Annotated in this window: 25 protein-coding genes; 11 read left to right on the forward strand and 14 right to left on the reverse strand. The window is 72.7% G+C overall.

Annotated elements, in window-relative coordinates:
• Positions 1-17 precede the first annotated feature (17 nt).
• Positions 18-1025: a CehA/McbA family metallohydrolase gene (locus GA0070620_RS05945; RefSeq protein ID WP_172836387.1), complete on the forward strand. Its 1008-nt coding sequence runs from the start codon at positions 18-20 to the stop codon at positions 1023-1025.
• A 115-nt stretch (positions 1026-1140) separates the two neighbouring features.
• Here GA0070620_RS05945 and GA0070620_RS05950 read toward each other — a convergent pair whose 3' ends face one another.
• Complete coding sequence (locus GA0070620_RS05950; protein WP_091588935.1) at positions 1141-1755, reverse strand: dihydrofolate reductase family protein; 615 nt, start codon at positions 1753-1755, stop codon at positions 1141-1143.
• Between the two features lie 228 nt (positions 1756-1983).
• Between GA0070620_RS05950 and GA0070620_RS05955 the strand changes: the two genes are divergently transcribed.
• Complete coding sequence (locus GA0070620_RS05955) at positions 1984-3018, forward strand: LLM class flavin-dependent oxidoreductase (protein WP_091588936.1); 1035 nt, start codon at positions 1984-1986, stop codon at positions 3016-3018.
• 83 nt (positions 3019-3101) lie between these two features.
• Entirely contained in the window at positions 3102-3563 is a 462-nt protein-coding gene (locus GA0070620_RS05960; protein ID WP_091588937.1) for a heme-degrading domain-containing protein, read from the forward strand.
• A gap of 58 nt (positions 3564-3621) precedes the next feature.
• Here GA0070620_RS05960 and GA0070620_RS05965 read toward each other — a convergent pair whose 3' ends face one another.
• Both GA0070620_RS05965 and GA0070620_RS05970 read right to left on the reverse strand, forming a co-directional pair.
• Positions 3622-4290, reverse strand: a complete 669-nt coding sequence (locus GA0070620_RS05965; protein WP_157741541.1) for a hypothetical protein — start codon at positions 4288-4290, stop codon at positions 3622-3624.
• A gap of 350 nt (positions 4291-4640) precedes the next feature.
• Entirely contained in the window at positions 4641-6716 is a 2076-nt protein-coding gene (locus tag GA0070620_RS05970) for a phosphocholine-specific phospholipase C (protein WP_091588939.1), read from the reverse strand.
• A gap of 457 nt (positions 6717-7173) precedes the next feature.
• Here GA0070620_RS05970 and helR point away from each other — a divergent pair, with 457 nt between their 5' ends.
• Positions 7174-9345: an RNA polymerase recycling motor ATPase HelR gene (gene helR / locus GA0070620_RS05975; RefSeq protein ID WP_091588940.1), complete on the forward strand. Its 2172-nt coding sequence runs from the start codon at positions 7174-7176 to the stop codon at positions 9343-9345.
• Positions 9346-9433: 88 nt separating this feature from the next.
• On the opposite strand, the gene GA0070620_RS05980 is transcribed toward helR, so the two are convergent.
• On the reverse strand, positions 9434-9619 hold the full coding sequence (locus GA0070620_RS05980) for a ribonuclease (protein ID WP_091588941.1): 186 nt from the start codon (positions 9617-9619) through the stop codon (positions 9434-9436).
• A 112-nt stretch (positions 9620-9731) separates the two neighbouring features.
• Between GA0070620_RS05980 and GA0070620_RS05985 the strand changes: the two genes are divergently transcribed.
• A complete protein-coding gene (locus GA0070620_RS05985) occupies positions 9732-10130 on the forward strand; it encodes an MmcQ/YjbR family DNA-binding protein (RefSeq protein ID WP_091588942.1) in 399 nt (132 codons plus the stop codon).
• A gap of 25 nt (positions 10131-10155) precedes the next feature.
• Positions 10156-10572 (forward strand): ASCH domain-containing protein, encoded by a 417-nt coding sequence (locus GA0070620_RS05990; protein WP_091588943.1) that lies wholly within the window; start codon positions 10156-10158, stop codon positions 10570-10572.
• A gap of 27 nt (positions 10573-10599) precedes the next feature.
• Here GA0070620_RS05990 and GA0070620_RS05995 read toward each other — a convergent pair whose 3' ends face one another.
• Positions 10600-11094 carry a MarR family winged helix-turn-helix transcriptional regulator gene (locus tag GA0070620_RS05995; protein ID WP_091598128.1) on the reverse strand — a complete coding sequence of 165 codons (495 nt, stop codon included), beginning with the start codon at positions 11092-11094 and terminating at the stop codon, positions 10600-10602.
• Between the two features lie 110 nt (positions 11095-11204).
• On the opposite strand from GA0070620_RS05995, the gene GA0070620_RS06000 reads away from it, so the two are divergent.
• From GA0070620_RS06000 to GA0070620_RS06010, 3 genes are read left to right on the forward strand one after another with little or no spacing between them, the layout of a single operon-like run.
• Complete coding sequence (locus tag GA0070620_RS06000; RefSeq protein ID WP_091588944.1) at positions 11205-12254, forward strand: LLM class flavin-dependent oxidoreductase; 1050 nt, start codon at positions 11205-11207, stop codon at positions 12252-12254.
• The gene (locus tag GA0070620_RS06005) at positions 12247-13278 is read left to right on the forward strand and encodes an LLM class flavin-dependent oxidoreductase (RefSeq protein WP_091588945.1); all 1032 of its coding nucleotides are present in this window, start codon (positions 12247-12249) and stop codon (positions 13276-13278) included. The genes GA0070620_RS06000 and GA0070620_RS06005 overlap by 8 nt, the downstream gene beginning before the upstream one ends.
• A 42-nt stretch (positions 13279-13320) precedes the next feature.
• Complete coding sequence (locus tag GA0070620_RS06010; RefSeq protein ID WP_091588946.1) at positions 13321-14016, forward strand: NADPH-dependent F420 reductase; 696 nt, start codon at positions 13321-13323, stop codon at positions 14014-14016.
• A gap of 39 nt (positions 14017-14055) precedes the next feature.
• Here GA0070620_RS06010 and GA0070620_RS06015 read toward each other — a convergent pair whose 3' ends face one another.
• Together GA0070620_RS06015 and GA0070620_RS06020 are read right to left on the reverse strand one after the other, a co-directional pair.
• Complete coding sequence (locus GA0070620_RS06015; RefSeq protein ID WP_091588947.1) at positions 14056-14709, reverse strand: response regulator; 654 nt, start codon at positions 14707-14709, stop codon at positions 14056-14058.
• A gap of 2 nt (positions 14710-14711) precedes the next feature.
• Positions 14712-15668, reverse strand: a complete 957-nt coding sequence (locus tag GA0070620_RS06020; RefSeq protein WP_197677555.1) for a sensor histidine kinase — start codon at positions 15666-15668, stop codon at positions 14712-14714.
• A 268-nt stretch (positions 15669-15936) separates the two neighbouring features.
• Between GA0070620_RS06020 and GA0070620_RS06025 the strand changes: the two genes are divergently transcribed.
• Positions 15937-16434 carry a cation:proton antiporter regulatory subunit gene (locus GA0070620_RS06025; protein WP_091588948.1) on the forward strand — a complete coding sequence of 166 codons (498 nt, stop codon included), beginning with the start codon at positions 15937-15939 and terminating at the stop codon, positions 16432-16434.
• A gap of 81 nt (positions 16435-16515) precedes the next feature.
• On the opposite strand, the gene GA0070620_RS06030 is transcribed toward GA0070620_RS06025, so the two are convergent.
• Both GA0070620_RS06030 and GA0070620_RS06035 read right to left on the reverse strand, forming a co-directional pair.
• A complete protein-coding gene (locus GA0070620_RS06030) occupies positions 16516-17619 on the reverse strand; it encodes an NYN domain-containing protein (protein WP_091588949.1) in 1104 nt (367 codons plus the stop codon).
• A 71-nt stretch (positions 17620-17690) separates the two neighbouring features.
• Complete coding sequence (locus GA0070620_RS06035; RefSeq protein ID WP_157741542.1) at positions 17691-18431, reverse strand: YoaK family protein; 741 nt, start codon at positions 18429-18431, stop codon at positions 17691-17693.
• Between the two features lie 71 nt (positions 18432-18502).
• On the opposite strand from GA0070620_RS06035, the gene GA0070620_RS06040 reads away from it, so the two are divergent.
• Positions 18503-19183 carry a GntR family transcriptional regulator gene (locus tag GA0070620_RS06040; RefSeq protein WP_157741543.1) on the forward strand — a complete coding sequence of 227 codons (681 nt, stop codon included), beginning with the start codon at positions 18503-18505 and terminating at the stop codon, positions 19181-19183.
• A 3-nt stretch (positions 19184-19186) separates the two neighbouring features.
• On the opposite strand, the gene GA0070620_RS06045 is transcribed toward GA0070620_RS06040, so the two are convergent.
• Genes GA0070620_RS06045 through GA0070620_RS06065 form a run of 5 tightly spaced genes read right to left on the reverse strand, consistent with a single transcriptional unit; the run spans position 19187 to position 24876 of the window.
• Entirely contained in the window at positions 19187-20977 is a 1791-nt protein-coding gene (locus GA0070620_RS06045; protein ID WP_091588952.1) for a gamma-glutamyltransferase family protein, read from the reverse strand.
• Positions 20974-21975 carry an ABC transporter ATP-binding protein gene (locus tag GA0070620_RS06050; protein ID WP_091588953.1) on the reverse strand — a complete coding sequence of 334 codons (1002 nt, stop codon included), beginning with the start codon at positions 21973-21975 and terminating at the stop codon, positions 20974-20976. Before GA0070620_RS06050 ends, GA0070620_RS06045 begins: the two co-directional genes overlap by 4 nt.
• On the reverse strand, positions 21972-23039 hold the full coding sequence (locus GA0070620_RS06055) for an ABC transporter ATP-binding protein (RefSeq protein WP_091588954.1): 1068 nt from the start codon (positions 23037-23039) through the stop codon (positions 21972-21974). The genes GA0070620_RS06050 and GA0070620_RS06055 overlap by 4 nt, the downstream gene beginning before the upstream one ends.
• Positions 23039-23923, reverse strand: coding sequence for an ABC transporter permease (locus tag GA0070620_RS06060; protein ID WP_091588955.1), 885 nt, complete (start codon positions 23921-23923; stop codon positions 23039-23041). Before GA0070620_RS06060 ends, GA0070620_RS06055 begins: the two co-directional genes overlap by 1 nt.
• On the reverse strand, positions 23920-24876 hold the full coding sequence (locus tag GA0070620_RS06065; RefSeq protein ID WP_091588956.1) for an ABC transporter permease: 957 nt from the start codon (positions 24874-24876) through the stop codon (positions 23920-23922). The genes GA0070620_RS06060 and GA0070620_RS06065 overlap by 4 nt, the downstream gene beginning before the upstream one ends.
• Positions 24877-24882 lie beyond the last annotated feature (6 nt).

Genomic DNA, 24882 nt, shown 5'->3' on the forward strand with positions numbered 1-24882 from the left:
ATGGCCGGGACGTTGGCATGACGACGGCGACCGTCGCCGGGGCGGAGTTTCCGCCCAGACGGGTGGCCGGACGGGGGCGTGGCTGGTACCGGGGCGACTGCCATGTGCATTCGCGGCGCTCGCACGGCGGTGAGCTGACGCCGGAGGAGCTCGCCGCCGCCGCCCGCGAGGTCGGGCTCGACTTCATCGCCGTCACGGAGCACAACACCGCGGACACCCACGGGGCCTGGGGGTCGCTGGCCGGTGACGATCTGCTGGTGCTCCTCGGCCAGGAGATCGTCACCGACAGCGGTCACTGGCTCGCGCTGGGACTGGAGCCCGGCCAGGTCGTCGACTGGCGCCACAAGCCTCACGACGGCCTGATCGACCGCGCGCAGGACCACGTCCATCAGGCCGGTGGCCTGTGCGTCGTGGCCCACCCGCACGCGCCGTACCCGTCCGGCACCTTCCGGTTCCCGTTGCAGGGCTTCGACGCGGTCGAGGTGTGGAACGGGCTGTGGAGTTCGGACCTGCCCTGGAACGCCGACAACGAGGCGGCGGTCGCCGAGTGGGGCCGCGCTCTGGCGGCCGAGGTACCCCACGGGCGGTGGCGACCCGCGATAGGCAACAGTGACGTACACCTGCGGGGTCAGATCGGCACTCCGGAGACGGTCGTTATGGCCGAGGAGCTGGGCTCCGGTGCCCTGCTCGCCGGCATCCGGGCTGGACACACCTGGATCGCCGAGTCGGGTGCGGTCGGTTTGTCGTTCACCGCCCGCGCCGGCGACCGCACCGCCGGCATCGGTGAGCGACTGGAAGCCGGAGACGCGGCGGTCGTGGCCCGGGTTGAGCTGACGGGTGTGCCGTCCGGCACGGTCAGCTTCCTTAACGACCGGGGCGTGACGCACCGTGAGGTGTTGCCACACGGGGGCGCGGGCAGCATCGACTGGCACACCGGCGGCCAGGAGTCGACGTTCGTCCGCGTCGAGGTTCGCCACCCCAGCGGGCACATGGCGGCGCTGACCAACCCGATCATCATGATCTAGGTCAGTTCGATGCCCGCCGATGGATCACGGTTGACCGACGGCGACGGGGGCGACCACCGCGGTGGTCGCCCCCGTCGCCGTACCGACCCGGCCGGGGCCGGTGTGCTCGTCCGGGTCACTTCCCGGCGGGCACCTGCTCCTTGACCTCGTCGTAGCCGACCTTCCCGGGCGCGGAGGCCGGCGTGTAGATCACCCGGATCACGCCGGTCGGGAACGCCTCGGTCGCCGTCACGGCCAGGTGGTACGCGGTGTCGCCCTCGTCGAACAGCCTGCGGCCCTTGCGCGCCGCCACCGGGTGCACCAGCAGGCGCAGCTCGTCGACCAGCCCGGCGGCCAGTAGCTGCTGCACCACGGAGATGGACCCGGGGATGAGGATGCCCTGGATGCCGGCGTCGGCCTTGAGCGCGGCGACGGCGTCGACGAGGTCGCCGTCGATCACCTCGGAGTTTCGCCAGGTGAACTGCCGCGGCTGACGGGACACGACGACCTTGCGCATGTCGCCGAGCTGCTTGGCGAAGGGGGCGTCGTCCCCGCCGGCCGCCTCCCGGTCCGGCCAGGCGCCGGCAAAGCTGTCGTACGTCTCGCGCCCGATGAGCAGCACGTCGGCCGCGTTGTAGTCCTCCGTGACCGCGCGGCCCATGTTCTCGTCGAAGTACGGGAAGTGCCAGTCGGGGTCGATCTCGGCGACGCCGTCGGCGGAGATGAACAGGGTGGAGATGACCTTTGCCATCGGAGGATCCCTTCGCGTCCGGGGGTGGTGTCGGTGGGTAGATCGGCGCATCATCGCAAACTCATCGGTCGATCAGGGCCCCTGCGGCGGAGAGTCGGGCGTGCGGTCGGAAAAGTGCCGTTCCCCACGCCGGGGAACGGGAATGCGGGGCCCCGGGAGCGCCGTTGCAGGGCCGGAAGCCGCCGGACGAACGGGGCGGCCGGGCGCATCGAGGCCAGGAGGAACGACATGGCGACGGAGCTGGAATTCGGGCTGGACAGCTTCGGCGACGTCACCGTCGACGCTCAGGGGAAGCGGCTCCCCTACGCGCGGGTGATCCGCAACGTGGTCGAGCAGGCCGTCCTCGCCGACCGGCTCGGCGTCGACGCCATCGGCCTCGGCGAGCACCACCGCGACGACTACGCCATCTCGGCCCCGGAGATCGTGCTCGCCGCGATCGCCGGCCAGACCGAGCGCATCCGGCTGGGCACGGCGGTCACCGTTCTGAGCTCCGACGATCCGGTACGCGTGTTCGAGCGGTTCGCCACCCTCGACGCGGTGTCCCAGGGGCGCGCCGAGATCATGCTCGGCCGGGGCTCGTTCACCGAGTCGTTCCCGCTGTTCGGCTACGACCTCGCCGACTACGAGCGGCTCTTCGAGGAGAAGCTCGAACTGATGGCCCGCCTGCTGGACGAGGAGCCGGTGACCTGGCAGGGCACCGTACGCGCCCCGTTGAAGCAGCAGCAGGTCTACCCGAAGACGGAGTCCGGCCGGATTCGCACCTGGGTGGGCGTCGGCGGCAGCCCACAGTCGGTGGTCCGCGCCGCCCGGCTCGGCTTTCCGCTGGCGCTGGCGGTCATCGGCGGCGACCCGGCCCGGTTCGCCCCCTACGTCGAGCTGTACCACCGGGCTCTCGACCAGTTCGGCCAGGAGCGTCTTCCGGTCACCGCGCACGTGCCCGGCTTCGTCGCCGACACCGACCAGGAAGCCGCCGACCTGCTCTGGCCGCACGCCCGTGACCTGCTCAACCGCCTCGGCCGTGAGCGCGGCTGGCCGCCCATGAACCGTGCCCGCTTCGAGGCCGACATCGCCGACGGGGCATGGCACGTCGGCTCACCGGAGACCGTCGCGCGCAAGATCGCGAAGACGGTACGGGCGCTCGGGCTGCAGCGCATCGACCTCAAGTACGCCAACGGTTCGATGGCACACGAGCACCTCGTGAACACCGTCGAGCTGTACGGCACGAAGGTGATCCCCCGGGTCCGGGAGCTGCTGGCCGAGTGAGCCCGGACGGCCCGGCCTCGGGGTGTGGCGTCGGCTCTGTTTAGATCGCTGGTGACGATCGAGGAAGGGAGCGGTACGCCGTGATGTCAGAGCTGCAGGAGCAGGAGGAACGCCTCCAGTTCGACCGCTTCGACCACGACGACGCCTGGGAGCTGGGCAGTCGGCTGGTCGGGATGGCCCGGGAGCGGGACCTCTCCGTCACGGTCGACATCCGGCTCGGCGACCACCAGCTCTTCCACTGCGCGCTGCCCGGCACCACCGCCGACAACGACGACTGGATCGAGCGCAAGATCCGGGTCGTACGTCGGTTCGGGCACAGCTCCTACCTGGTCGGCCAGAGCTACCGCGACCGTGGTACCACCTTCGAGCAGCAACCCCACCTCGACCCGGCCCGGTACGCGGCGCACGGCGGCTGCTTCCCGATCATCCTGCGGGGCACCGGCCCGGTCGGCACCGTCACCGTGTCGGGCCTGCCGCAGCTCGACGACCACCGCCTCGTCGTCGAGGCTCTCGGTCTCCACCTGGAGGCCAAGCGCGCCGGCTGACGGTCGTCGGGCCGCCGCCGGGAGACCGGCGCCGCGGGGCGGGCGCCACGACCCACCCTCACCCGGCGTCGGAGTTCCCGCCCTGGTCGCCCCGTCGGCTGGTCGACTGCCCGAAGAAGTAGCCGAGGATGATCAGGAAGGCGCTCGAGACGATCTCGCTGACCGGCAGCTTCGCGAACATCGCGACGAGCAACGCGACGGTCAGGGAGACGAGGAGGAGGCCGCCCACCAGGGTCGCCACCGACTCCCGTTCCAGGAAGGACTTGTAGACGCGGGACCTGCGCTCCAGGATCTCGACCTTCAGTCGGGCCTGGGCCTCGGACTCGGCCCGCTTCACCTGCTCCAGTTCCTTGTCGAGCTCCTCCGACATGGCCTTCTGCTGGTCGCTCTCCCGCTCCAGCGCGGTGAGCAGGTCCTCCCGGACGGAGGGATCGGCGACCTTCTCCGCGACCACCTCGCGGAGGTTGTCGAGGTGGCGTTGCGGTCGCAGCTGCGCCAGCCGGTCGAGGATGTCCTGCTTGCGTTCCAGGAGGATCGGCAGGGGCCCGACCACGACGTGTGCCTCGGCGGGGGCCTGCGCCACCACGAAGCCGGTCCCGGCGGTCAGCTTGAGGTTCAGGGGTCCGCCGAAGGCGGACGGATTGGCGATGACCTCGTTGATGCGGGCCAGCGACGCCTCCAACGCGTCGAGGTCCTGCTGGGCGATGTCGTCGCGCCCCAGTCGCATCGGCGCCAGGAGGGGTTCGTACACCTGGCGCGCGACGGACAGCAGATCTGCCGTGGCGCCCCCGAAGGCGCGGTGACCGGCTAGCCCCACGGATGCCTCCCATCGGTCGGCCTGGGCCGACTGCCCGGTATCGACTCAGGGGCAGTCAACAACCCTCCGCTGCCGCACCGAGCGGGCCGTCGGATTCCCGACGCACACGGGGACACATTCCCGCCGTCCAGCCATCCGCGGTTGTTGCGCAGCCGCTGAGCACCGCCATTCGGGGGACCCGGGTTCGTCGAACGCAGCCGCGCCACGCCCGCCCCCGGAGCCCACGCCGGCGACGGCGGAGGGCTCCGGAGGGCGTACGCCTAGACGAGCCCGCCGAGCGCCGGGTCGCTGATGCTGTCCCTGCCGTTCTCGACGTGGCCGGCGTAGCGGTGCGCGAAGCCGGGGTCGCCGGCGACGGTGACGGTCAGGTCGTACCAGCCGTGGGTGCGCTCCAGCGTCCACTTCGCACGCTCGGTCGCACCGGGCCGCACCGACAGGGTGACCGGGCGGCCGTGGTAGCCGTCGCGGACGGTCACCTCGACCCGCTTCGACCCGTGGTTCACGAGGTCGAGGACGAGTTTGTAGCCGTGCTCGTCGTACGACGGGGTGATCTCCAGGTCGGCGGCGTTCCGACCGCCGGTGAACCGCCGGAAGAAGCCGTTCGGGCCGTGCACGGACAGGTCGTGCCCGGACCGGCTCGGCCAGGTGTCGGTCAGCTGCCGGCCCGGCTCGACGGTGTAGGTGCGCGGGGCGTCGGCGCTGCCGGCCTCGCGCACCTGGAAGACCGCGCCGGCGCCGCCGGTGTTGCGGAAGTCGATGCGGAAGCCGTCACGGCCGCTGCGGCCGGTGGCGTGCAGGGTGTACGGCAGGGCGCGCGCCGGGCGTACGCCCCGTTCCTGCTTCGGCAGCCGCTGGTCCACCGGCGGGACCGGCACCTCGTCGGGGTGCCGGACCAGGTCCGCGGGCTTGAAGTCGTCGGTGTCGGGCAGCCGCACGTTCCGGTCCCGGTTGGGGGTCCGGAAGTCGAAGGCGCTGGTCAGATCACCGACGACGGCGCGCCGCCACGGGGTGATGTTGGACTCGACCAGGTCGGGGCGGCCCGCGCCGAACCGCGTCTCCAGGAACTTGATCAGCGAGGTGTGGTCGAACACCTCGGAGTTGACCCAGCCGCCCCGCGTCCACGGCGACACGATGATCATCGGAACCCGGATCCCGAGCCCGTACGGCCCGGCGGGGTGGCCGGCGTCGCCGGGGAAGATCTCGTTGGTGGTCGGGACGGTCGACAACCCCTGCTCGCGGGTCTGCGGCGGGGTCGGCGGGACGACGTGGTCGAAGAAGCCGCCCTCCTCGTCGTACGTGATGAACAGCGCCATCTTGCTCCACACCTCGGGGTTGGCGGCGAGGATGTCGATGACCTGCGAGATGTACCAGGAGCCGTAGGCCGGCTCCCAGTTCGGGTGCTCGGTGTACGCCTCCGGCGCGGTGATCCAGGAGACCTGCGGCAGGCGTCCCGCCTCGACGTCGGCGCGGAAGTCGGCGAGCAGCGCCTCCGGGTCGCGGCCCTGGGTCCGGACCTCGGTGCCGGTCTTGGCCCGGTCCGCGAGCGGGGTGCCGGGCTTCGCGTTCTGGTACTGGTGGAAGTAGAGCAGCGAGTTGTCGCCGTAGTTGCCGATGTACGGGTCGTTGGTCCAGCCCCAGGAGCCGGCGGCGGTGAGGCCGGTGCCGACGTCCTGGTAGATCTTCCAGGAGACGCCGTTGCGCTCCAGCCGCTCCGGGTAGGTCGACCAGTCGTAGCCGGCCTCGGCGTTGGTGATGACCGGGCCGCCGCCCCTGCCGTCGTTGCCGACCCAGCCGCTCCACATGTGGTAGCGGTTCGGGTCGGTCGGCCCCATCAGCGAGCAGTGGTAGCTGTCGCAGACCGTGAACGCGTCGGCGAGCGCGTAGTGGTAGGCCAGGTCCTGACGGGTGTGGTAGGTCATCGCGGTGACGCCCTTGTTGGGCACCCACTGGTCGAAGCGGCCCTCGTTCCAGGCGGCGTGCCCGTCGTTCCAGCCGTGCGGCGGGTCCGGCAGGAAGGTCTGACCGAGGTCCTTCACCTCGGGGCGGAACGGCAACAGCTCGCCGTCGCCGTCGGGCTGGTGCCAGACGTCCTTCCCGGACGGCAGGGTCACCGGATGCGGGTCGCCGAAGCCGCGTACGCCGCGCAGTGTGCCGAAGTAGTGGTCGAACGAGCGGTTCTCCTGCATGAGGATGATGACGTGCTCCACGTCCCTGATGGAGCCGGTCTTGTTGTTGGCCGGAATGGCGAGGGCCTTGTCGAGGCTCGCCGGAAGTGCCGCGCCCACCGCGGGCGCGCCCACCATCTTGAGGAAGGTGCGACGGTCCACCGTGCTCATGTTCCACCCCTTGTGCGGTGCTTTTCGTGGTGCCTGGCGTCGGGAAGCTATCGACGCCGGGTGGACGGCAGATGGCGTATCCGGTTGCGTTCGGCAACCATTCGCCGTCCGGCACCGCACCGGGGCGTGCCGCGTCGCGCGCGGGCCGGGGCGGGATGCGGTCGCAGACCAGCGGATCTGGTGACCATCGCGGTGCGGGGCCGCGCCCGCCGCTCAACGGCGTGCTGCGCCTGGTCGGCGCGACGACGGCCGGCTCGTCGGGAGCGCCGTCGCGTGGCCGAGCCACGACGTGGTCACGCTCTACTACGTGGGTACGCAGCCCGAGCACCGCCACCGCGGACGACGGTCTCCCCCGCCATTTTCAAGCTATACCCCACCCGGGGGCTTGCCGCAAGACCCAGGTCAGGGCGCAGAATCGCCGACCGAGGCAAGCACCTGCGGAAATGGGGGACATCCCGTGAACACCCGGACCACCAGCGTGTTCGACCTTCCCGAGCACCTCTCCCCCAAGGCCGACGCGGATCTGGTCGCCGACGACGAGCGGCACTTCGCGGCGCTCGCGGCGGCCCTCGACCGACTGGACACCGACCTGGCCGACCGTCTCGACGCGGCGCGCAGGGCGCCCGGGGGCAAGGGCCGGGCCGCGTCGGACCGGGACTCGGAGATCCGCCGGCTGAGCGCGCAGCGGCGCGGTCTGCGCCGCTTCGGCGTGGACCTGTGCCTCGGGCGCATGGTCGGCGCGGACGGCGGGGAGCCGGTGTACGTCGGGCGGCGCGGGCTCACCGACGGCGCGGGGCGTCGGCTGCTGCTCGACTGGCGTTCCCCGGCGGCCGAGCCGTTCTTCGCGGCGACGCACGCCAACCCGATGGGCCTGGCGAGCCGGCGCCGGTACCGGTGGACCCTCGGCCGGATCAGCGACTACTGGGACGAGGTGTTCACCCCGGACGGGCTGGAGGGGCACGCGGCGCTCGACGACCAGTCCGCCTTCATCGCCAGCCTGGGTGGCAGCCGCTCGGGGCGGATGCGGGACGTCCTCGGCACGATCCAGGCCGACCAGGACGCCATCATCCGCGCGGGCTCGGACGGGGCGCTCGTGGTCGACGGCGGTCCCGGTACGGGCAAGACCGTGGTCGCCCTGCACCGCACCGCCTACCTCCTGTACGCCGATCCGCGCCTGGGTCACCGCCGCGGCGGCGTGCTGGTCGTCGGCCCCCACCAGCCCTACCTGGCGTACGTCGGCGACGTCCTGCCCAGCCTCGGCGAGGAGAGCGTGCAGATCTGCACGCTGCGGGACCTGGTCGCGGAGGGAGCCACCGCGGGGGTCGAGGCCGACCCGGAGGTGGCCCGGCTGAAGTCGTCGGCGGGCCTGGTGACGGCGATCGAGGCGGCCGTCCGGTTCTACGAGGAGCCGCCCACGACGGGGTTGACCGTGGAGACCGACTGGGCGGAGATCCGGCTGACCGCCGACGACTGGGCCGAGGCGTTCGAGGCGCCCGATCCGGGCACGCCGCACAACGAGGCGCGGGACCGGATCTGGGAGGAGTTGCTGACGATCCTGGTCGACCGGCACGACGGTGACGAGCCGGAGGACGTTCTCCGCCGGTCGTTGCTGCGCAACCGCGCGTTGCAGGCGGCCTTCAACCGGGCGTGGCCGCTGCTGGAGGCGGCGGACGTCGTCGGTGACCTGTGGTCGGTCCCCGCGTACCTGCGCCGGTGCGCGCCCTGGCTCAGCCCGGACGAGGTCCGGACGTTGCAGCGGGCGGATCCGCGTGCCTGGACGGTGTCGGACCTGCCGCTGCTGGACGCGGCACGGCAACGGCTGGGCGACCCGGCGGCGTCCCGGCGTCGACGCCGGGCTGCCGCCGCCGTCGCCGACCAGCGTGAGCGCATGGCGCGGGTCGTCGACGACCTGCTCGCGGCCCATACGTACGACGACGGTGAGGGTGTGCTGCCGATGCTGGTCGGCCAGGACATGCGGGACGCCCTCGTCGACGAGACGGCGCTGGCCGGTGGCGACGCCGACCCGCTCGCCGGCCCGTTCGCGCACATCGTCGTGGACGAGGCGCAGGAGCTGACCGACGCGGAGTGGCAGATGCTGCTGTCGCGGTGCCCGTCGCGCAGCTTCACCATCGTCGGCGACCGGGCCCAGGCCCGGCACGGGTTCACCGAGTCGTGGCGGGAGCGGCTGGAGCGGGTGGGGCTGGACCGGGTCAGCCTGGCCGCGCTGCGCGTCAACTACCGGACGCCGGCGGAGGTGATGGCGGAGGCCGAGCCGGTGATCCGGGCCGTGCTCCCGGACGCCAACGTGCCGACGTCCATCCGCGGCGCGGGCCTCCCGGTCGTGCACGGGTCGACGTCGGATCTCGGCGCGATCGTCGACGCCTGGCTCGCCGCGCACGCCGACGGGATCGCCTGCGTCATCGGTGACCCCACCTTCCCGGAGATGGCGCGGGTGCGGTCGCTGGCACCGGAGCTGGCGAAGGGGCTCGAGTTCGACCTGGTCGTGCTCGTCGACCCGGAGTCGTTCGGCGGCGGCGTCGCGGGGGCGGTCGACCGCTATGTCGCGATGACCCGCGCCACCCGGCAACTCGTCGTCCTGACCGGCGACCGACCCGACGGTGCCCGGTGAGGAGGTGAGTGGGCCAGGTCCGACCGGCGCCGGCGGTCGGGGCGGCGGGCGCGGACCCGTGCCGTCGTCGCCGTCTCGGACCTGCCGCCTACTGCTCCGGGACGCCCGGACCGACCTCGCCGCGCGCCAGGTGTTCGGCGTTGCGGTCGGCCTCGCTGTCGGCGTGCGCGGCGCCGGCGCGTGGGTCGCCGGTGCGGCGACCCTCGGCGTCCTGGTAGAGCTCGCCGGTCTCGAGCGCTCGCTCCTGCTGCCCGTTCTGCTCAGGGTTGGTCACGACCACCCCTCTACCCTGCCGAGGGCCCGGCAAACGGCCGGCCGGTCGCCGTCGACTGTGGGCGCCGCGGTCTAGGCTGTACGGATGCGAGATCTGGTCGGAGGCGACCTCGATGGCTGACGCCGACGACGTCCGAAGGCTGGCGCTGGCCCTGCCGCACGTCGTCGAGATCGACAGCGACGGCTTCGACTTCCGGGTCGCGGACAAGGGTTTCGTCTGGTCCTACCCGGAACGCCGGCCGGGCCACCCACGGGTTCTCCGCACCGACGTGGCCGTGCTGTACGTCGGCGACGAGGCGGAGAAGCAGGCGCTGCTGCTCGGCGAGCCCGAGCTGTTCTTCACCACCCCCGCCTACGACGGGTTGCCGCTGGTCATGCTGCGGCTGGAGCGGGTCGACGCGGGCCGCCTGGAGGAGCTCGTCACCGACGCGTGGCGCATGCGGGCCCCGGAGTCCCTCGTCGGCGGGCCTGAGGCGCGTCCGGGTCCGCCGGCGGACCTGACCCGCTCGTGACCGGCCCTCCCGCTATCCTCCCCCGGTGATCGACGATCTGCCCGCGTTCGAGTTCGCCTTCTCCGGGCCGCTGCGCGACCGGTTGGTGGCCGCGGTGCTCGACGGGACGAAGACCACCACGACCGGGTTGTTGCAGGACTACGAGATCGACGGAGAGCCGCTCCCCGTAGTGGGCCACCGGGCGGCGGTGGTCGACTCCGCCGGCCGCCGGGTCGCGGTGATCGAGCTGACCGAGGTGCGGGTCTGCCGGCTCGGTGACGTCGACCTTCGGCACGCGGTGGACGAGGGTGAGGGGGACGACTCGGTGGCCGCCTGGCGGACCGGGCACGAGGGTTACTGGCACGGCGCGGACTACCGGGGGTGGCTGGGCGACCCGGCCTTCACCGTCGACGACGACACCCTGGCGGTGCTGGAGCGGTTCCGGCTGGTCGCCGTGCGCTGACCCCACCGGCGCTTCGGCGGCGCACCGTCAGGCCGGCCGCGCTGGTGGGTCCAGGTTCCCACGGAGCGCGGCCGCGATCTCGCCCGCCGCGGCGATCTGGTCCGGTGTGAGGGCGTCGACGAAGAGCTCCCGGATCGCGCGCAGGTGCGGGACCGTGGACCGCTGGAAGGCGTCGGCGCCCGCCGGCGTGAGGAGGATGTCGGCGCCGCGCGGGTCGGTGGCACACTCCTGGCGACTGATCAGCCCGCGCCGCTCCATCCGCCCCAGGTGGTGGGAGAGCCGGCTGCGCTCCCACCCGATGTGCGCCGCGAGCTCGGACGAGCGCATGCCGTGGCCCTGCGCCTCGGTGAGGGCGAGCAGGACCGCGTAGTCGCCCGGGGAGAGGGCGGACTCGCTCTGCAGGCGGGACGCGATGCGGGACCGGAGGACCTCGGTCGTCTCGATGAAGTCCCGCCAGACCCGCAGCTCCTCGGCGGTCGGGAGCTGGCGTCTCCGCCCCTGCTCGGATGTGGTCCTCGTCATCATGCCCTCCTGATTGACATGTCAATTCGAAGCTACCATGTTTGACATGTCAATCGGCAGGTCTCCGCCGCGGTGAGCACCACCACGGGGAGCGGCAAGAGGAGGAGACGATGACAGCACACGACTTCCAGCTGGGGCTGAACTCGTTCGGAGAGGTGGCCACCGACGGCGACCGCACCCTGAGCGACGCCGAGACGGTGCGCCTTTTGGTCGACGAGGCGCGACTCGCCGAGTCCGTCGGGCTGGACGTGTTCAGCGTCGGGGAGCACTACCGGGACGGGCACAACGACTCGGCCACGCCGGTGCTGCTCGCCGCCGCCGCGACGGCGACCGAGCGGATCGGCCTCGGCACCTCGGTCACGGTGCTCAGCACGAACGACCCGGTACGCCTCTACCACGAGTTCTCGACCCTCGACGCGGTGTCGAACGGCCGCGCCCAGTTGGTGCTCGGACGCGCGTCGGCGACCGAGTCGTTCCCCCTGTTCGGTTACGACCTGGCCGACTACGAGCGGTTGTTCGAGGAGAAACTCGACCTGTTCGTCCGGCTTCAACGGGAGGAATCGGTCACCTGGACCGGCACCGTACGCACCCCGCTCGTCGACCAGCGGCTGCATCCGCGGATGCGGGCCGGTGGGATCCCGACCTGGATCGGCGTCGGCGGAAGCCCCAACTCGGTGGTCCGCGCCGCCCGCTACGGGCTCCCGCTCATGCTCGCGATCATCGGCGGCCGTCCGCAGCGGTTCGCCGGGCACGTCGAGCTCTACCAACAGGCACTCGAACAGTTCGGGCATACCGCGCAGCCGATCGGGCAGCACTCTCTCGGACTCGTTGCCGAGACCGACGAGGAGGCGGTGGAGACGTGGTGGCGGTACTGGCAGCCCGTCGTGGCCCAGCTCGCCGCCGAGCGCGGCTTCTACAAACCGGACCGCGCACGCTTCCTGGCGGAAATCGACTCCGGCGCGCTGTTCGTCGGATCGCCCGAGACGGTGGCACGCAAGATCGCCACCGTGGCCCGGGATCTGCGGCTGAGCCGCTTCGACCTGAAATACGACATCATGCACCTGCCCCGACAGGCACGCGCGCGCACCATCGAGCTGCTCGGCAGCGAGGTGGCCCCGCGGGTCCGGGAGCTGCTGGCGAAGGAGCCCACCAATGTCTGACCTCGAGTTCGGTCTCGACACCTTCGGCGACGTGCCGGAGGACGACGCCGGCCGACCGCTGTCGCACGCGGCGGCGATCCGGCAGGTCGTGGAGGAGGCCGTGCTGGCCGACCAGCTCGGCGTCGACGTCATCGCCCTCGGCGAGCACCACCGACCCGAATACTCGGTCTCGACGCCCGAGACGGTGCTGGCCGGCATCGCCAGCCGCACCCAGCGGATCCGACTGGCGTCCGGGGTGACGGTGCTGAGCTCCGACGACCCGGTGCGCGTCTTCCAACGCTTCGCCACCGTGGACGCCCTGTCGCACGGGCGGGCCGAGGTCATCCTCGGGCGCGGCTCGTTCACCGAGTCGTTCCCCCTGTTCGGCTACGACCTGGCGGACTACGACGCGCTGTTCGAGGAGAAGATCGAGCTGTTCGTCAAGCTGCTGGACGAGGAGCCGGTCACCTGGAGCGGCAATCTGCGCGCCCCGCTCAAGGACGCCGACGTCTTCCCCAAGACGGAGTCCGGGCGACTGCGCACCTGGGTCGGCGTCGGCGGGTCGCCGCAGTCGGTCGTCCGCACCGCCCGCTACAACCTCCCGCTCATGCTCGCCATCATCGGCGGCGCGCCCGACCGCTTCGCGCCGTACATCGACCTCTACCGTCGGGCGGCCGAGCAGCTCGGCACGACCGCGCACCCGGTCGGCATGCACTCGCCGGGCTTCGTGGCCGACACCGACGAGGAGGCCAAGGAGCTGTACTGGCCGTACTACCGGGTCATGCGGGACCGCATCGGCGCGCTGCGCGGCTGGCCGCGGATCCGCCGGGAGGAGTTCGACTCCGAGGTGGAGCACGGGTCCCTCTACATCGGTTCGCCGGAGACCGTGGCCCGGCGGATCGCGCGCGCCATCCGGGCCCTCGGCGTCGGCCGGTTCGACCTCATCTACACGGCCGGGGCACAGCCGGTGAGCGCCCGCCTGCGAGCGGTCGAGCTGTACGGCAGCCGGGTGGTCCCACTGGTCCGTGACATGCTGGCCGGCTGACCACAGCCCGGCCGACCCGTCGGTACAACGCGGAAGGAAGACATGAACGACAGGCCCCTGACCATCGGTGTCCTCGGTGCCGGCAAGGTGGGCACCGTGCTCGCCCGGCTCGCCCTGGCCGCCGGCCACCGGGTGCTCGTCGCCGGCTCCGGCGACCCGGCGAAGATCGCCCTCACCATCGAGGTGCTCACGCCCGGGGCGGTCGCCACCAGCGCCGAGGACGCCGTGGCCGCCGCCGACATCGTCGTGCTCGCCCTCCCGCTGGGCAAGTACCGCAGCGTGCCGGTTCAGGCGCTGCGCGGCAAGCTCGTCGTCGACGCGATGAACTACTGGTGGGAGGTCGACGGCATCCGCGACGACCTGACCGACCCGCGTACGTCTTCCAGCGAGACCGTCCAGGCGTTCCTGCCCGACTCGCGGGTCGTGAAGGCGTTCAACCACATGGGCTACCACGACCTGGAGGACGAGGCCCGGCCCGCCGGCGCCGCCGGTCGCAAGGCCATCGCGATCGCCGGGGACGACCCCGACGACGTCGCGACGGTCGCCGCGCTGGTGGACGCCCTCGGGTTCGACCCCGTCGTGGCCGGCCCGCTCGCCGAGGGCGTACGCCTCGAACCGGGCAGCGAGTCGTTCGGCGCCAACGTCAGCGCCGACGAGCTGCGGGCGATGCTCGACCGCTTCCCCGAGTCGGAGCGGGGCCGGGTCGTGACGGCCGCCCGGGGCGGCGCGGCGGCCTGACCCCGGCCCTGGGGTCGGTGCCGTCCCACGGCACCGACCCTAGGGCTCGATCAGACCGGCGCGGATGGCGTACCGGGTGAGTTCGAGCCGGTCCCGTAGCCCGAGCTTCTGCAGAATGTTGGAGCGGTGCCGTTCGACGGTCTTGACGCTGAGGAACAGCAGGTCCGCGATGTCCTTGCTGCTGTGCCCCTCGGCCACCAGTTTGAGGACCTCCTCCTCGCGCTCGGTGATGCGCCGCGCGGCGACCGTGTCCGGGTTCACGCCACGCTCCAGGTAGTCCCGGACGAGCGTGGTGACGGTGCCCGGGTAGAGGAACGGCTCGTCCCGCATGGCCGCCCGGCAGGCGTCGATCAGGTCGCGGTCGGCCACCGACTTGAGCACGTAGCCGGCGGCGCCGACCCGGAGGGCCTCGAAGAAGTACTCCTCGTTGTCGTACATGGTCAGCATCAGGATGCGCAGGCCGGGCAGGGCCCGCGACATCTGCCGGGCGGCCTGCAGGCCGGTCATCCGGGGCATCGCGATGTCGAGGATCGCCAGGTCCGGGGAGGTCGCCCGGGCCAGTTCGACGGCCTCGGCCCCGTCGGCCGCCTCGGCGACGACGGTCAGGTCGGGCTCGCCGTCGAGGATGAGTCGGACCCCACGACGGACCAGCCCGTGGTCGTCGGCGAGGAGGATGCGGGTGGGGTCGGCCATGGTCAGGTCGTCCCGTCCGGCAGGGGAACCCGCAGACACACGTCGGTGCCGCCGGTCACGTCCGGCCCGATGCTGAGGTCGGCGCCGACGAGCAGGGCCCGCTCCCGCATGCCGCGGATGCCGGCGCCCTCGGGCGTGGCCAGGAGCCCGCGGCCGTCGTCCCGGACCCGCAGCTCGATGCCGCCGGCCGCCCGGCGCAGCACCAGGTGCGCGTTGCGCGCACCCGAGTGCCGGACGACGTTGGTCAGCCCCTCCTGCGCCGTCCGGTAGAGGACCAGCTCGACCTGGTCGTCGAGGTCCGGCAGGTCCGCCGCGATGTCGCGGTGCACGGTCAGGCCGGCGGTGCGGTATTCGGTCGTGAGGGCCTTGAGCGCGCTGGCCAGGCCCAACTCGTCGAGCACGCCGGGGCGCAGCCGGCGGGCGATCCGGCGGATCTCGTCGAGGCTGTTGCGGGTGCTCTCCTGGACCTCGTGCAGCTCGTCCCGCATCGGCTCCGGTGCCCGGTCGGCCACCCGCTTGAGGTCCAGGAGCACGGCGGTCAGCGTCTGGCCGATCTCGTCGTGCAGTTCCCGGGCGATGCGCCGCCGCTCGGACTCCTGCGCGGACAGCGCCCGCGCGGCGCTGGTCGCCCGCTCGGCCTCCAACCGGTCGAGCATCGCGTTGAACGTACGGATCAGGTCGGCGATCCCGGACTGGCCGGTGACCGCCAGCCGGTGCCCGGGACGCAGCAGGTCGATCGTGCGCATGGTGCGGGTCAGCCGTTGCAGGGGCGCCAGGCCGACGCGCAACAGCAGCGCGTTGGCCACCAGCATCGCCGCGAGGCCGACGGTCAGCACCACCACCTCGGTCAGCACGACGGGCGCCGACACGGTCACCGGACCGAGCAGCAGCAGGACCGTCGCGAGGACGAGCACCGCCGCGTTGAGCAGGAAGATCCGCCAGAACAGCGACAACGACATGGTGACGGCCTCCTTCCCGACGCGTTCCGCCCGTCCTGTCTAGCAGTGCCCGCGACCCCGTGCGGGCTGGTCGGGGGCCCCGAACCGGAGCCCCCGCACCCCGAGACTCTCCCGGCGAAGGCCCGTACGGCATCGGGGCGGACACCCATTTCCGGCCGGTCGGCGGTCCCGGATCACGGCGAATGGGTGCCGGCACCGATGCGGGACGCCCGGTCGCCGACCCATCCTGGACGCAGGTCGCCGGAGCACCGTTGACGGGAGGGTAGCGATGATGATGGAACGGACCGCGTTGCCCGGGGTCGGCATCGGGTGGGCCACCACCACCCGCGCCGGGCATCGCCTCGGCGTCGTGTGCCACTTCACCGGCCGGCGTGATCTCGTCGTCTACGACCCCGAGGACACCGAGCGGGCGATCGCCACCGTCGTCCTCGAACCGCACGAGGCGCGCTGGGTCGCCGACGCGCTGGACCGTCCGGTCACCGTGGACCATGTGGCGGAGCTGGAACGGCAGGTCGACGGCGTAGCGGCCGTCCGCGTGCGTCTGCCGGCCTGCTCCCCGTACGCGGACCGACCCCTCGGTGACACGCGGGCGCGTACCCGCACCGGAGCCTCGATCGTGGCCGTCGTCCGCGGCGAGCAGGTCATCGCCGCGCCGGCCCCGGACTTCGTCCTGCGCGGCGACGACACGCTGATCGCCTTCGCCGACCAGCGTGGGGTCGCCGCGCTCGCCGACCTGCTGGCCGGCGACCCGGCGACCCGGCGCTGACCGCCGCGCCCCGCGGCGGGTCGCCGGCGGGCGGCGACGACGCGGTCACCCGGCACTCCCCGGCCAGGTGACCGCGGCGGCTCAGCCGGGCTGCGGGGTGAGCAGGTAGTCGTCGGCCTCCGGGCTCCACCGCAGCTGCACCGCCCCGGCGGTGGCCGCGGCCTTGCAGAACTGCAGGAAGCTGCGGTAGCCCAGCTTCTGCTCGCTGAAGTCGGGACGCGCCCGGCGCAGCTGGTCCTTCAGCCCGGACAGCGCGACCGCGCCGCCGCCGCCGCTGATGTCGACGACCACCGACCGGAGCAGCCCGAAGGCGACCTCCCGGTCACCGTGCTCGGGCAGCGAGACCTCGGGGTCGCCCTTGGCCGGGCCCTCGGCCAGCTCGATCACGTTGGCCCCGGCCAGGTGCCGCAGCAGCTCGCCGAAGGTGCGGAAACCGTAGTCGGACTCGGTGAAGGTCGGGTCCTTCCGCAGCAGCGTCCGCTTCAGCCGGGAGGCGGTCACCTCCCCGCCGGAGCTGCCCTGCAGGCCGGCGACGGTCTGGGCCACGAGGGCGGCGAGCCGGTCGACGTCGCGTGCCGCCTCCTCGGCGGCCTGCGCGTCCGGCTCCGCCTCGACCTGCCGCGTCTCGGCCTGCGGGGTCTCCGCCGGCGCGGTGTCGGCGCTGGGTTGGCGGGTGGGACGCGCCCGGCGGGACCGGGCGGGCGGGATCTCGACGCCCTCCAGCCGGTCGTAGAAGAGGAACTCGTCGCAGGCCGGCGGGAGCAGCGCGGAGGTGGACTTCTCCACGCCGACGCCGACGACCCGCTTGTTCAGCTCGCGGAGCTTGTGCACCAGGGGCGTGAAGTCGCTGTCCCCGGTGCAGATCACGAACGTCGAGATGTAGTCCCGCTCGAAGGCCAGCTCCACGGCGTCGACGGCCATCTTGATGTCGGCCGCGTTCTTGCGCGAGGCACCCATGCGCTGCGGGATCTCGATGAGTTCGACGTGGTTGCGGGTGAGCATCCGCCGGTCCTCGTCGAAGTACGACCAGTCCGCGTACGCGCGGCGCACGACCACCCTCCCCCGCTCGGCGAGCGCGTCGGCGATGGGCCGGAAGTCGAACGGCAGGCCGCCGTGGTGGTCACGGAAACCCAGGGCGAGATTCTCGTAGTCGAGGAACAGGGCGATCCGGTCTTCTTGATCCACGAGAGCCAGGGTAGTCCGCCGCCGCGCCGACGCCCGTCAACACCGCGACGGGCGTGGTGGTGCGGCGACGCCTACCGGCGGGCCCACGCCGGTCGCCGGCCCGTCATGGGCCAGGCGACCGCGACGACGAGCAGCAGCGGCGCGATCAGCAGCGCGGGCGCCCAGGCGGGCAGGTGTCGCGCTACCAGCGCGCCGACCGCGGCGCCGGTCATCAGCGCGACCAGGACGTGGGCGTGGGGCCGCAGGCCGCGCCAGGGACGGCGTACGGCGACGCCGGCGATCAGGCTGGTGAGGGTGCCGGTCAGGTACGTGGACGACAGGCCGGGAACCCCGAATCGTTGGACGGCGCTGCTCTGCACGCCCAGCGCCGTGGCCGACAGCATCAGCAGGGCGAGGTCCACACGCTCCCCCCGGTCGTGCAGGGTGACCTCCCAGAGGACCAGGAAGACGAGGAACACCAGGAGTTCCAGGAGCAGCGCCCAGGTGACCCGTCGGGGCCAGACCGGATCGTCCGGCTCCGGCCGGCCGGCGAGCCGGGCGCCGGCGAGGACACCGACGACGAAGCTGGCGATGGCGCAGCCGGAGGTCAGGGCGAGGTCGGCGTCGCCCCGGCCGGCCGAGAGCCCGAGCAGCACCATGTTGCCCGTCATGACGCTGGAGAAGGCACCGCCCAGGGCGAGGAAGCCGATGGCGTCGGCGGAGCCGGTCAGGAACGTGAGCACGACGACGAGATGGTGCCGTCGTCCGGTCAGGTGGTGGTCGGCGTCCGTCTCGACGGACCGGCCGATGACGTTCGGCGCTGTTCTCGGCACTGTCGGCCATCCTTCCAAGATTGTTCTTCGTATACACTCCGTCGGGACGGGGTCACGGGAAGGCGATCAGGTTGGCTGAAGACCTGCGGCACAAGCTCGGCGCTCAACACCTGCCGCTACGCGACCAGGTCCTCGCCGCCCTGCGGACCGCCATCATCGACGGCGACTACCGCCCGGGCGAGCGGCTGACCGAGGACCGGCTGGCCGAGGACTTCGGGGTGTCGCGCAACCCCGTCCGCGAGGCACTGCGGGTGGCCGAGGCGGAGGGCTTCGTGGTGATCCTGCCCCGGCGCGGGGCGGTCGTCGCCTCTCCCAGCAGCGGCACCATCGGCGACATGTTCGCCGTACGCGAGCGGCTGGAGGCGCTGGCCGCCCGGCTGGCGGCGGAGCGGGCGACGGCCGCGGACGTGGCCGGTCTGCGGGCCCTGCTGGACGAGGGCCGCGCCGCGACGGAGCGGCAGGACCTGCGCCGGGTCGCCGAGCTGAACAGCGCCCTGCACCTGCGAATCCTCCAGATCAGCGGAAACCCCTGGCTGTCGTCGATCGCCAAGGCGCTGTACCTCCATGTGCAGTGGGTCTTCCGGCTGGGCGCCGCGGAGCGGGCTCCGCACTCGTGGGCCGAGCACATCCAACTGGTCGACGCCATCGAGTCCGGCGACGGCGAGCGGGCCGAGCGGGCGGCCCTGGCCCACCTCGACGCGGCGTCCGCGGCGGCCTACGAGAACGCCGAGGGCGGCTACGGCGCCCACTGACCGTCATCGCCCGCAGGCGTAGCCCTGCATGCCGCGCGGGTTCGCCCCGGCCGCCAACACCCCCGTCCGCGGGTCCCGGGTGACCGCACAGAGCCGGCCCAGGCTCCACGGCGCCGACGGGCGCACCTCGTGCCCGTACGCCCGCAGTCCCGCCAGCACGTCGTCGCCGACCCGGTCCTCGACGACCAGGACCCCCGGCTCGCTGTCGCGGGGATAGAACGACGCCGGCGGGCTCGCGCTGTGCCACGCGGGCGCGTCGATGGCCTCCTGGAGGGAGCGGCCGTCGACCAGGTGGCGCAGCAGGAACGGCAACTGCCACTGGTCCTGCTGGTCGCCGCCCGGAGTGCCGCACGCCAGCACCGGCTCGCCGTCGCGGTGCACCATCGTCGGGCTCAGCGTGGTGCGCGGCCGCCGCCCGGGAACGAGCGACGAGGTGAGCCCCTCCTGCAACCAGAACATCTGCAGCCGGCTGCCGAGGGGGAAGCCGAGCTCCGGGATGGTCGGTGAGCTCTGCAGCCAGCCGCCGCTCGGCGTCGCCGAGATCATGTTGCCCCAGCGGTCGACCACGTCGACGTGGCAGGTGTCGCCGCGGGTCACCCCGTCCCGGGTCACCGTCGGCTCCCCCGTCGTGGCGTCGACCCGTTCGCCGGAACGTCCCCGGCCCCGCCGGACGTGGTCGGGCAGGGCGGGCTCGGCCCCGTCGGGCCGGCCCGGTCGCAGGTCCGTCGACGCCCGGTCGTGCAGCAGGGCGGCCCGCTCGCGGGCGTACTCGCGGGACAGCAGGGTCTTGGCGGGCACGTCGGCGCTGTCGCCGTACCAGGCCTCACGGTCGGCGAAGGCGAGCTTGAGGGCCTCGGCCTGGCTGTGGATGCCGTAGGCGGTGGCGGTGTCGTACGCGCGCGGGTCGTCGAGCGCGTCGAGGACCGCGAGGCTCTGCAGCAGCACCGGACCCTGGCCCCAGAAGCCGGTCTTCGCCACCGAGTAGCCGTGCCAGTCGAGGGTGACCGGCTCCTCCCAGGTCGCGGAGTAGCCGGCGAGGTCCGCGCCGGTGACGAGGCCGGGGTGCGCCCGGCCGCTGGAGTCCCGGAACGGCAGCCGGCTGAACCGGTCGATCGCCTCGGCGACGAAGCCCTGGCGCCACGTGCGGCGGACGGCCTCGATCTGCGCCTCCCGGTCGGTGCCGGCCGCCTGCCCTGCCTTCACCAGCTCCTGCAGGGTACGGGCGTACGCCGGGTTGGTGAACAGTTCCCCCGCCGCGGGCGGGCGGCCGGCACGCAGCCACAGCTGTGCCGACGTGTGCCAGTCCTCCTCGAACAGCCCCCGTACGGCCGCCACGGTCTCGCCGACCCGGGCGATGAGCGGGTGCCCGGCGGCGGCGTACCCGATCGCCGGTTCCAGGACGTCCTCCACGCGCAGCGTGCCGTGGTCGCGCAGCAGCAGGAGCCAGGCGTCCACGGCACCGGGCACGGCCGCGGCGAGCGGGCCGGACCCGGGGACGAGGTCCAGGCCGAGCGACCGGAAGTAGGCGATGGTGGCGCCCGCCGGCGCCGGTCCCTGCCCGCAGAGCACCTTCGGGGTGGGGTCGCCGGCGGTCGCCACGATCGCCGGCACCTCGCCGCCGGGGCCGTTGAGGTGCGGTTCGACGACGTGCAGGACGAAGCCGGCGGTGACCGCGGCGTCGAAGGCGTTCCCACCGCGTTCGAGGATCCCCATCGCGGCCTGGCTCGCCAGCCAGTGCGTGGAGGACACCATGCCGAAGGTGCCCTGCAGGGTGGGTCTGGTGGTGAACGTCATGACAACACCTCACTCGTGTCGGCGGCCCGCACGTCGGGCCGGGCGCCGTCGCGCTGGACCAGGTGGCAGGCGGCCATGCCGGAGCCGAACGGCACTTGCGCCGGCACCTCCCTGGCGCACCGGTCGAACGCGAGGGGGCACCGGGTCCGGAAGCGGCAGCCGGACGGCGGGTCCAGCGCCGACGGCAGGTCGTCACCGAGCAGCACCGGCTGGCGTCGTCGTTGCCGCACCGGGTCGGCCACCGGCGCGGCCGCCAGCAGCGCCTGCGTGTAGGGGTGGGCCGGGCGGGCGAAGACCTGCTCCCGGGGGCCCTTCTCGACGAGTTGGCCGAGGTACATGACGGCGATGTCGTCGGCCAGGTACTCGACGGCGGACAGGTCGTGGGTGATGAACAGGCAGGCGAACCCGATGTCCCGTTGCAGGTCGGCGAGGAGGTTGAGCACCGACGCCTGCACCGACACGTCGAGGGCGCTGGTGGGCTCGTCCGCGATCAGCAGCATGGGCTCGGAGATCAGGGCCCGGGCGATGCTGACCCGCTGCCGCTGCCCGCCGGAGAGTTCGTGCGGGTAGCGACGGGCCACCTCGGCGCGCAGGCCCACCCGTTCCAGCTCCCGGGCGACGCGCGCCTCCCGCTCCCGGCGCCCCACCCGGCGGCCGGACAGCCGCAGGGGCTCGGCGACGACCTCACCCACCAGCATGCGCGGGTCGAGGGAGGCGGCCGGGTCCTGGAACACGATGGACACGGCGCCGCGGTGGCGGCGCAGCCGCCGACGGGACAGGTGGGTGACGTCGGCTCCGGCGATGCGGACCACGCCCGCGGTCGGCTCCACGAGCCGCACCACGCAGCGGCCGACGGTCGACTTGCCGGAGCCGCTCTCCCCCACCAGGGCGGTGACCCGACCCTTCGGGATGGTCAGGGACACGCCGTCGACGGCGCGTACGGGCCCGAAGTGCATCACCAGGTCCTCGAGGTCGAGGGCGTGGGGTTCGGCTGTCATGGGCTCGTCTCCTCCGGCTGGGTCCGGGGCGTGGGGCAGGGGTGCCAGCAGGCCGCGAGGTGGTCGGTCGTCGCGGCCGTCGTCCCGGGCGGGCGGACCGGTTCCAGTGGCGGCGCGGCCTCGCGGCACCGCTCGTCGACCGCCGGGCAGCGGTCCGCGAACGTGCACGCGTCGGGCTGGGTGGACAGGACGGGGACGAGACCGGGGATCTCCGACAGCCGGTCGGTGCCGGCGTGCCGGCCCGGGGTCGGGGACGCGGACAGCAGGCCGGCGGTGTACCGGTGGCGGGGATGGGCGAACAGGTCGGTGACCGGCGCCTGCTCGGCCACCCGGCCGGCGTACATGACCAGGACGCGGTCCGCGATGTCGGCGATGACGCCCAGGTCGTGGGTGATGATGAGGATGGTGGTGCCCAGCCGGTCCCGCATGTCGCGGAGCACCTGGAGGATGCCGGCCTGCACGGTGACGTCGAGAGCCGTGGTGGGTTCGTCGGCGACCAGCACCTTCGGCCCGCAGGCCACCGCCATCGCGATCATCACGCGCTGGCGCATGCCGCCGGAGAGCTGGTGCGGGTAGTTGTCGACGCGGGCCGCCGGGGACGGGATGCCCACGAGGGCGAGCAGTTCGACGGCGCGCGCCCGGGCGGCCCGTCGGGACATCCGCTCGTGGACCTGCAACACCTCACCGATCTGCCGGCCCACGGTGAGCACCGGGTTCAGCGAGGTCATCGGCTCCTGGAAGATGTAGGCGATCTCCTTGCCCCGGACGCGGCGCAGCACCGACTCGCGGGCTCCGACCAGCTCCGTGCCCCGCAGCCGCACCGAGCCGGTGGTGCGGGCGCTGTCGGGCAGCAGGCCGGCGATGCTCATCGCGGTGACGCTCTTGCCGCACCCCGACTCGCCGACCATCCCGACGATCTCGCCGGAGGCGAGGTCCAGGTTCACCCGGTCGACCGCCGAGACCGTTCCGCCCTCGGTGGTGAACGACACCGAGAGGTCGCGTACCTCAAGGACGGGCGCGGTGACCGCGGTGGCGGGCGTGCCGGCCGCCTCGACGGTGGTCATCACCGGTCTCCCTTCGGGTCGAGGGCGTCTCGCAGCGCGTCGCCGAACACGTTGAACGCCAGCGCCAGGCCCATGATCACGACGCCGGGGAGGACCGCCGCCCACGGGGCGCGGGCGGCGAACTGCTGGGCGGTGGCCAGCATGGTGCCCAGGCTCGGTGCCGGGGGCTGGATGCCGAGGCCGAGGAACGACAGCACGGCCTCGCCCAGGATCGCGGCGGGGATCGCGACCGTGGCCTGCACCAGGATCACGGAGGTGGCGTTCGGCAGGATGTGTCGGGCGAGCACCCACAGGTCGCCGGCGCCGTCCACGACGGCCGCCGCGACGAAGTCGAGCGACTTCAGCCGGAGCGTGTCCGAGCGTACGACCCGGATCACGCCGGGGATCTGGGCGATCCCGATGGCGACGGCGGCGTTGCCGAGGCTGGCGCCCCGGATGGCGGCCAGCCCGACGGCCATGATCAGGAACGGGAACGCCAGCAGCAGGTCGGTGAACCGTGAGATCACGGCGTCCCAGGCCCGGAAGTAGCCGGCGGCGAGGCCGAGCGGCACGCCGATGATCAGGGAGGTGGCCACGGCCAGGAGCCCGACCTGCAGGGACGCGCGGGCGCCGAGCATGATGCGGGACAGCACGTCGCGGCCGAGGTCGTCGGTGCCGAGCAGGTGGCCGGGGGTGCCCGGCGGTGAGAACGTGTGGGCGAAGTCGGTCTGCTCGACCGCGTAGGGGGCGATCCAGGGTGAGAGCAGGGCCACCACGGCGACCAGCGCGAGGACGACGAAGCTGACCACGGCGAGCGGGTTGCGGCGCAGGCGGCGCAGGACCCGGGTGCCTCGGGTGACGGTGGTCGGGGCCGCGTCCGCCATCGGAACGCTGAGGACGGTCATGCCGGGTCTCCCGTCACGCGGATCCGCGGATCGATGACCGAGTAGAGCAGGTCGACGAGGAAGTTGATGACGATGTACGCGGTCGCGGTGAGCAGGACGACCGCCTGGATCACCGGGTAGTCGCGCTGGAACACGGCGTCGATGGTCATCTTTCCGAAGCCGGGGAGCCCGAAGATCTGTTCGGTGACGACCGCCCCGGAGATCAGGCCGCCGAGTTGCAGGCCGACGATCGTCACCACCACGATGAGACTGTTGCGCAGGGCGTGCCGGGTGACCACGGCTCGTGGCCGCAGCCCCTTCGCCTTCGCCGTCCGCACGTAGTCGGACGAGAGCGAGTCCAGCATCGCGGAGCGGGTCTGCCGCATGATGATGGCGGCGAGGCCGGTGCCGAGGATGACGGCCGGCAGGACGATGTGGTGCAGGTTGTCGACGGGGTCGTCGAGGATCGGCACGAACCCGGACGCCGGGAAGAGTCCCGCCGCCACGGAGAGGTAGAGGATCGCGAGCAGGCCGAGCCAGAAGTGCGGAACCGACAGACCCACCAGCGCCAGCCCGTTGGCCAGCCACTCCGCCGGGTGTCCGCGACGGACCGCCGCGAGCACCCCGGCGCCGACACCCAGCACCGCGGCGATGAGGATCGCCAGGACGGCGAGTTCGACCGTCACGGGCAGGGCGGTGGTGAGCATCGAGGAGACCGGGATCCCGGTGCGGATCGACTCACCGAAGTCGCCCTGCGCCATGCGTTCGACGTACTGGGCGAACTGCAGGGGCAGCGGCTGGTCCAGCCCGTAGTGGTGCCGGATGGCGGCCAGCGCCTCCGGGGACCGGTCCTCGCCCGCGAGGGCGAGGGCCGGGTCCCCGGGCAGCGCCCGCACGCCGAGGAACACCACGACCGTCGACAGCAGCAGGGTCAACGCCGACTGCCAGGCGCGCGTGAGGAGGTATCGGAGCACGAGGAC

This window comes from Micromonospora krabiensis, assembly GCF_900091425.1.
Taxonomy (GTDB): domain Bacteria; phylum Actinomycetota; class Actinomycetes; order Mycobacteriales; family Micromonosporaceae; genus Micromonospora; species Micromonospora krabiensis.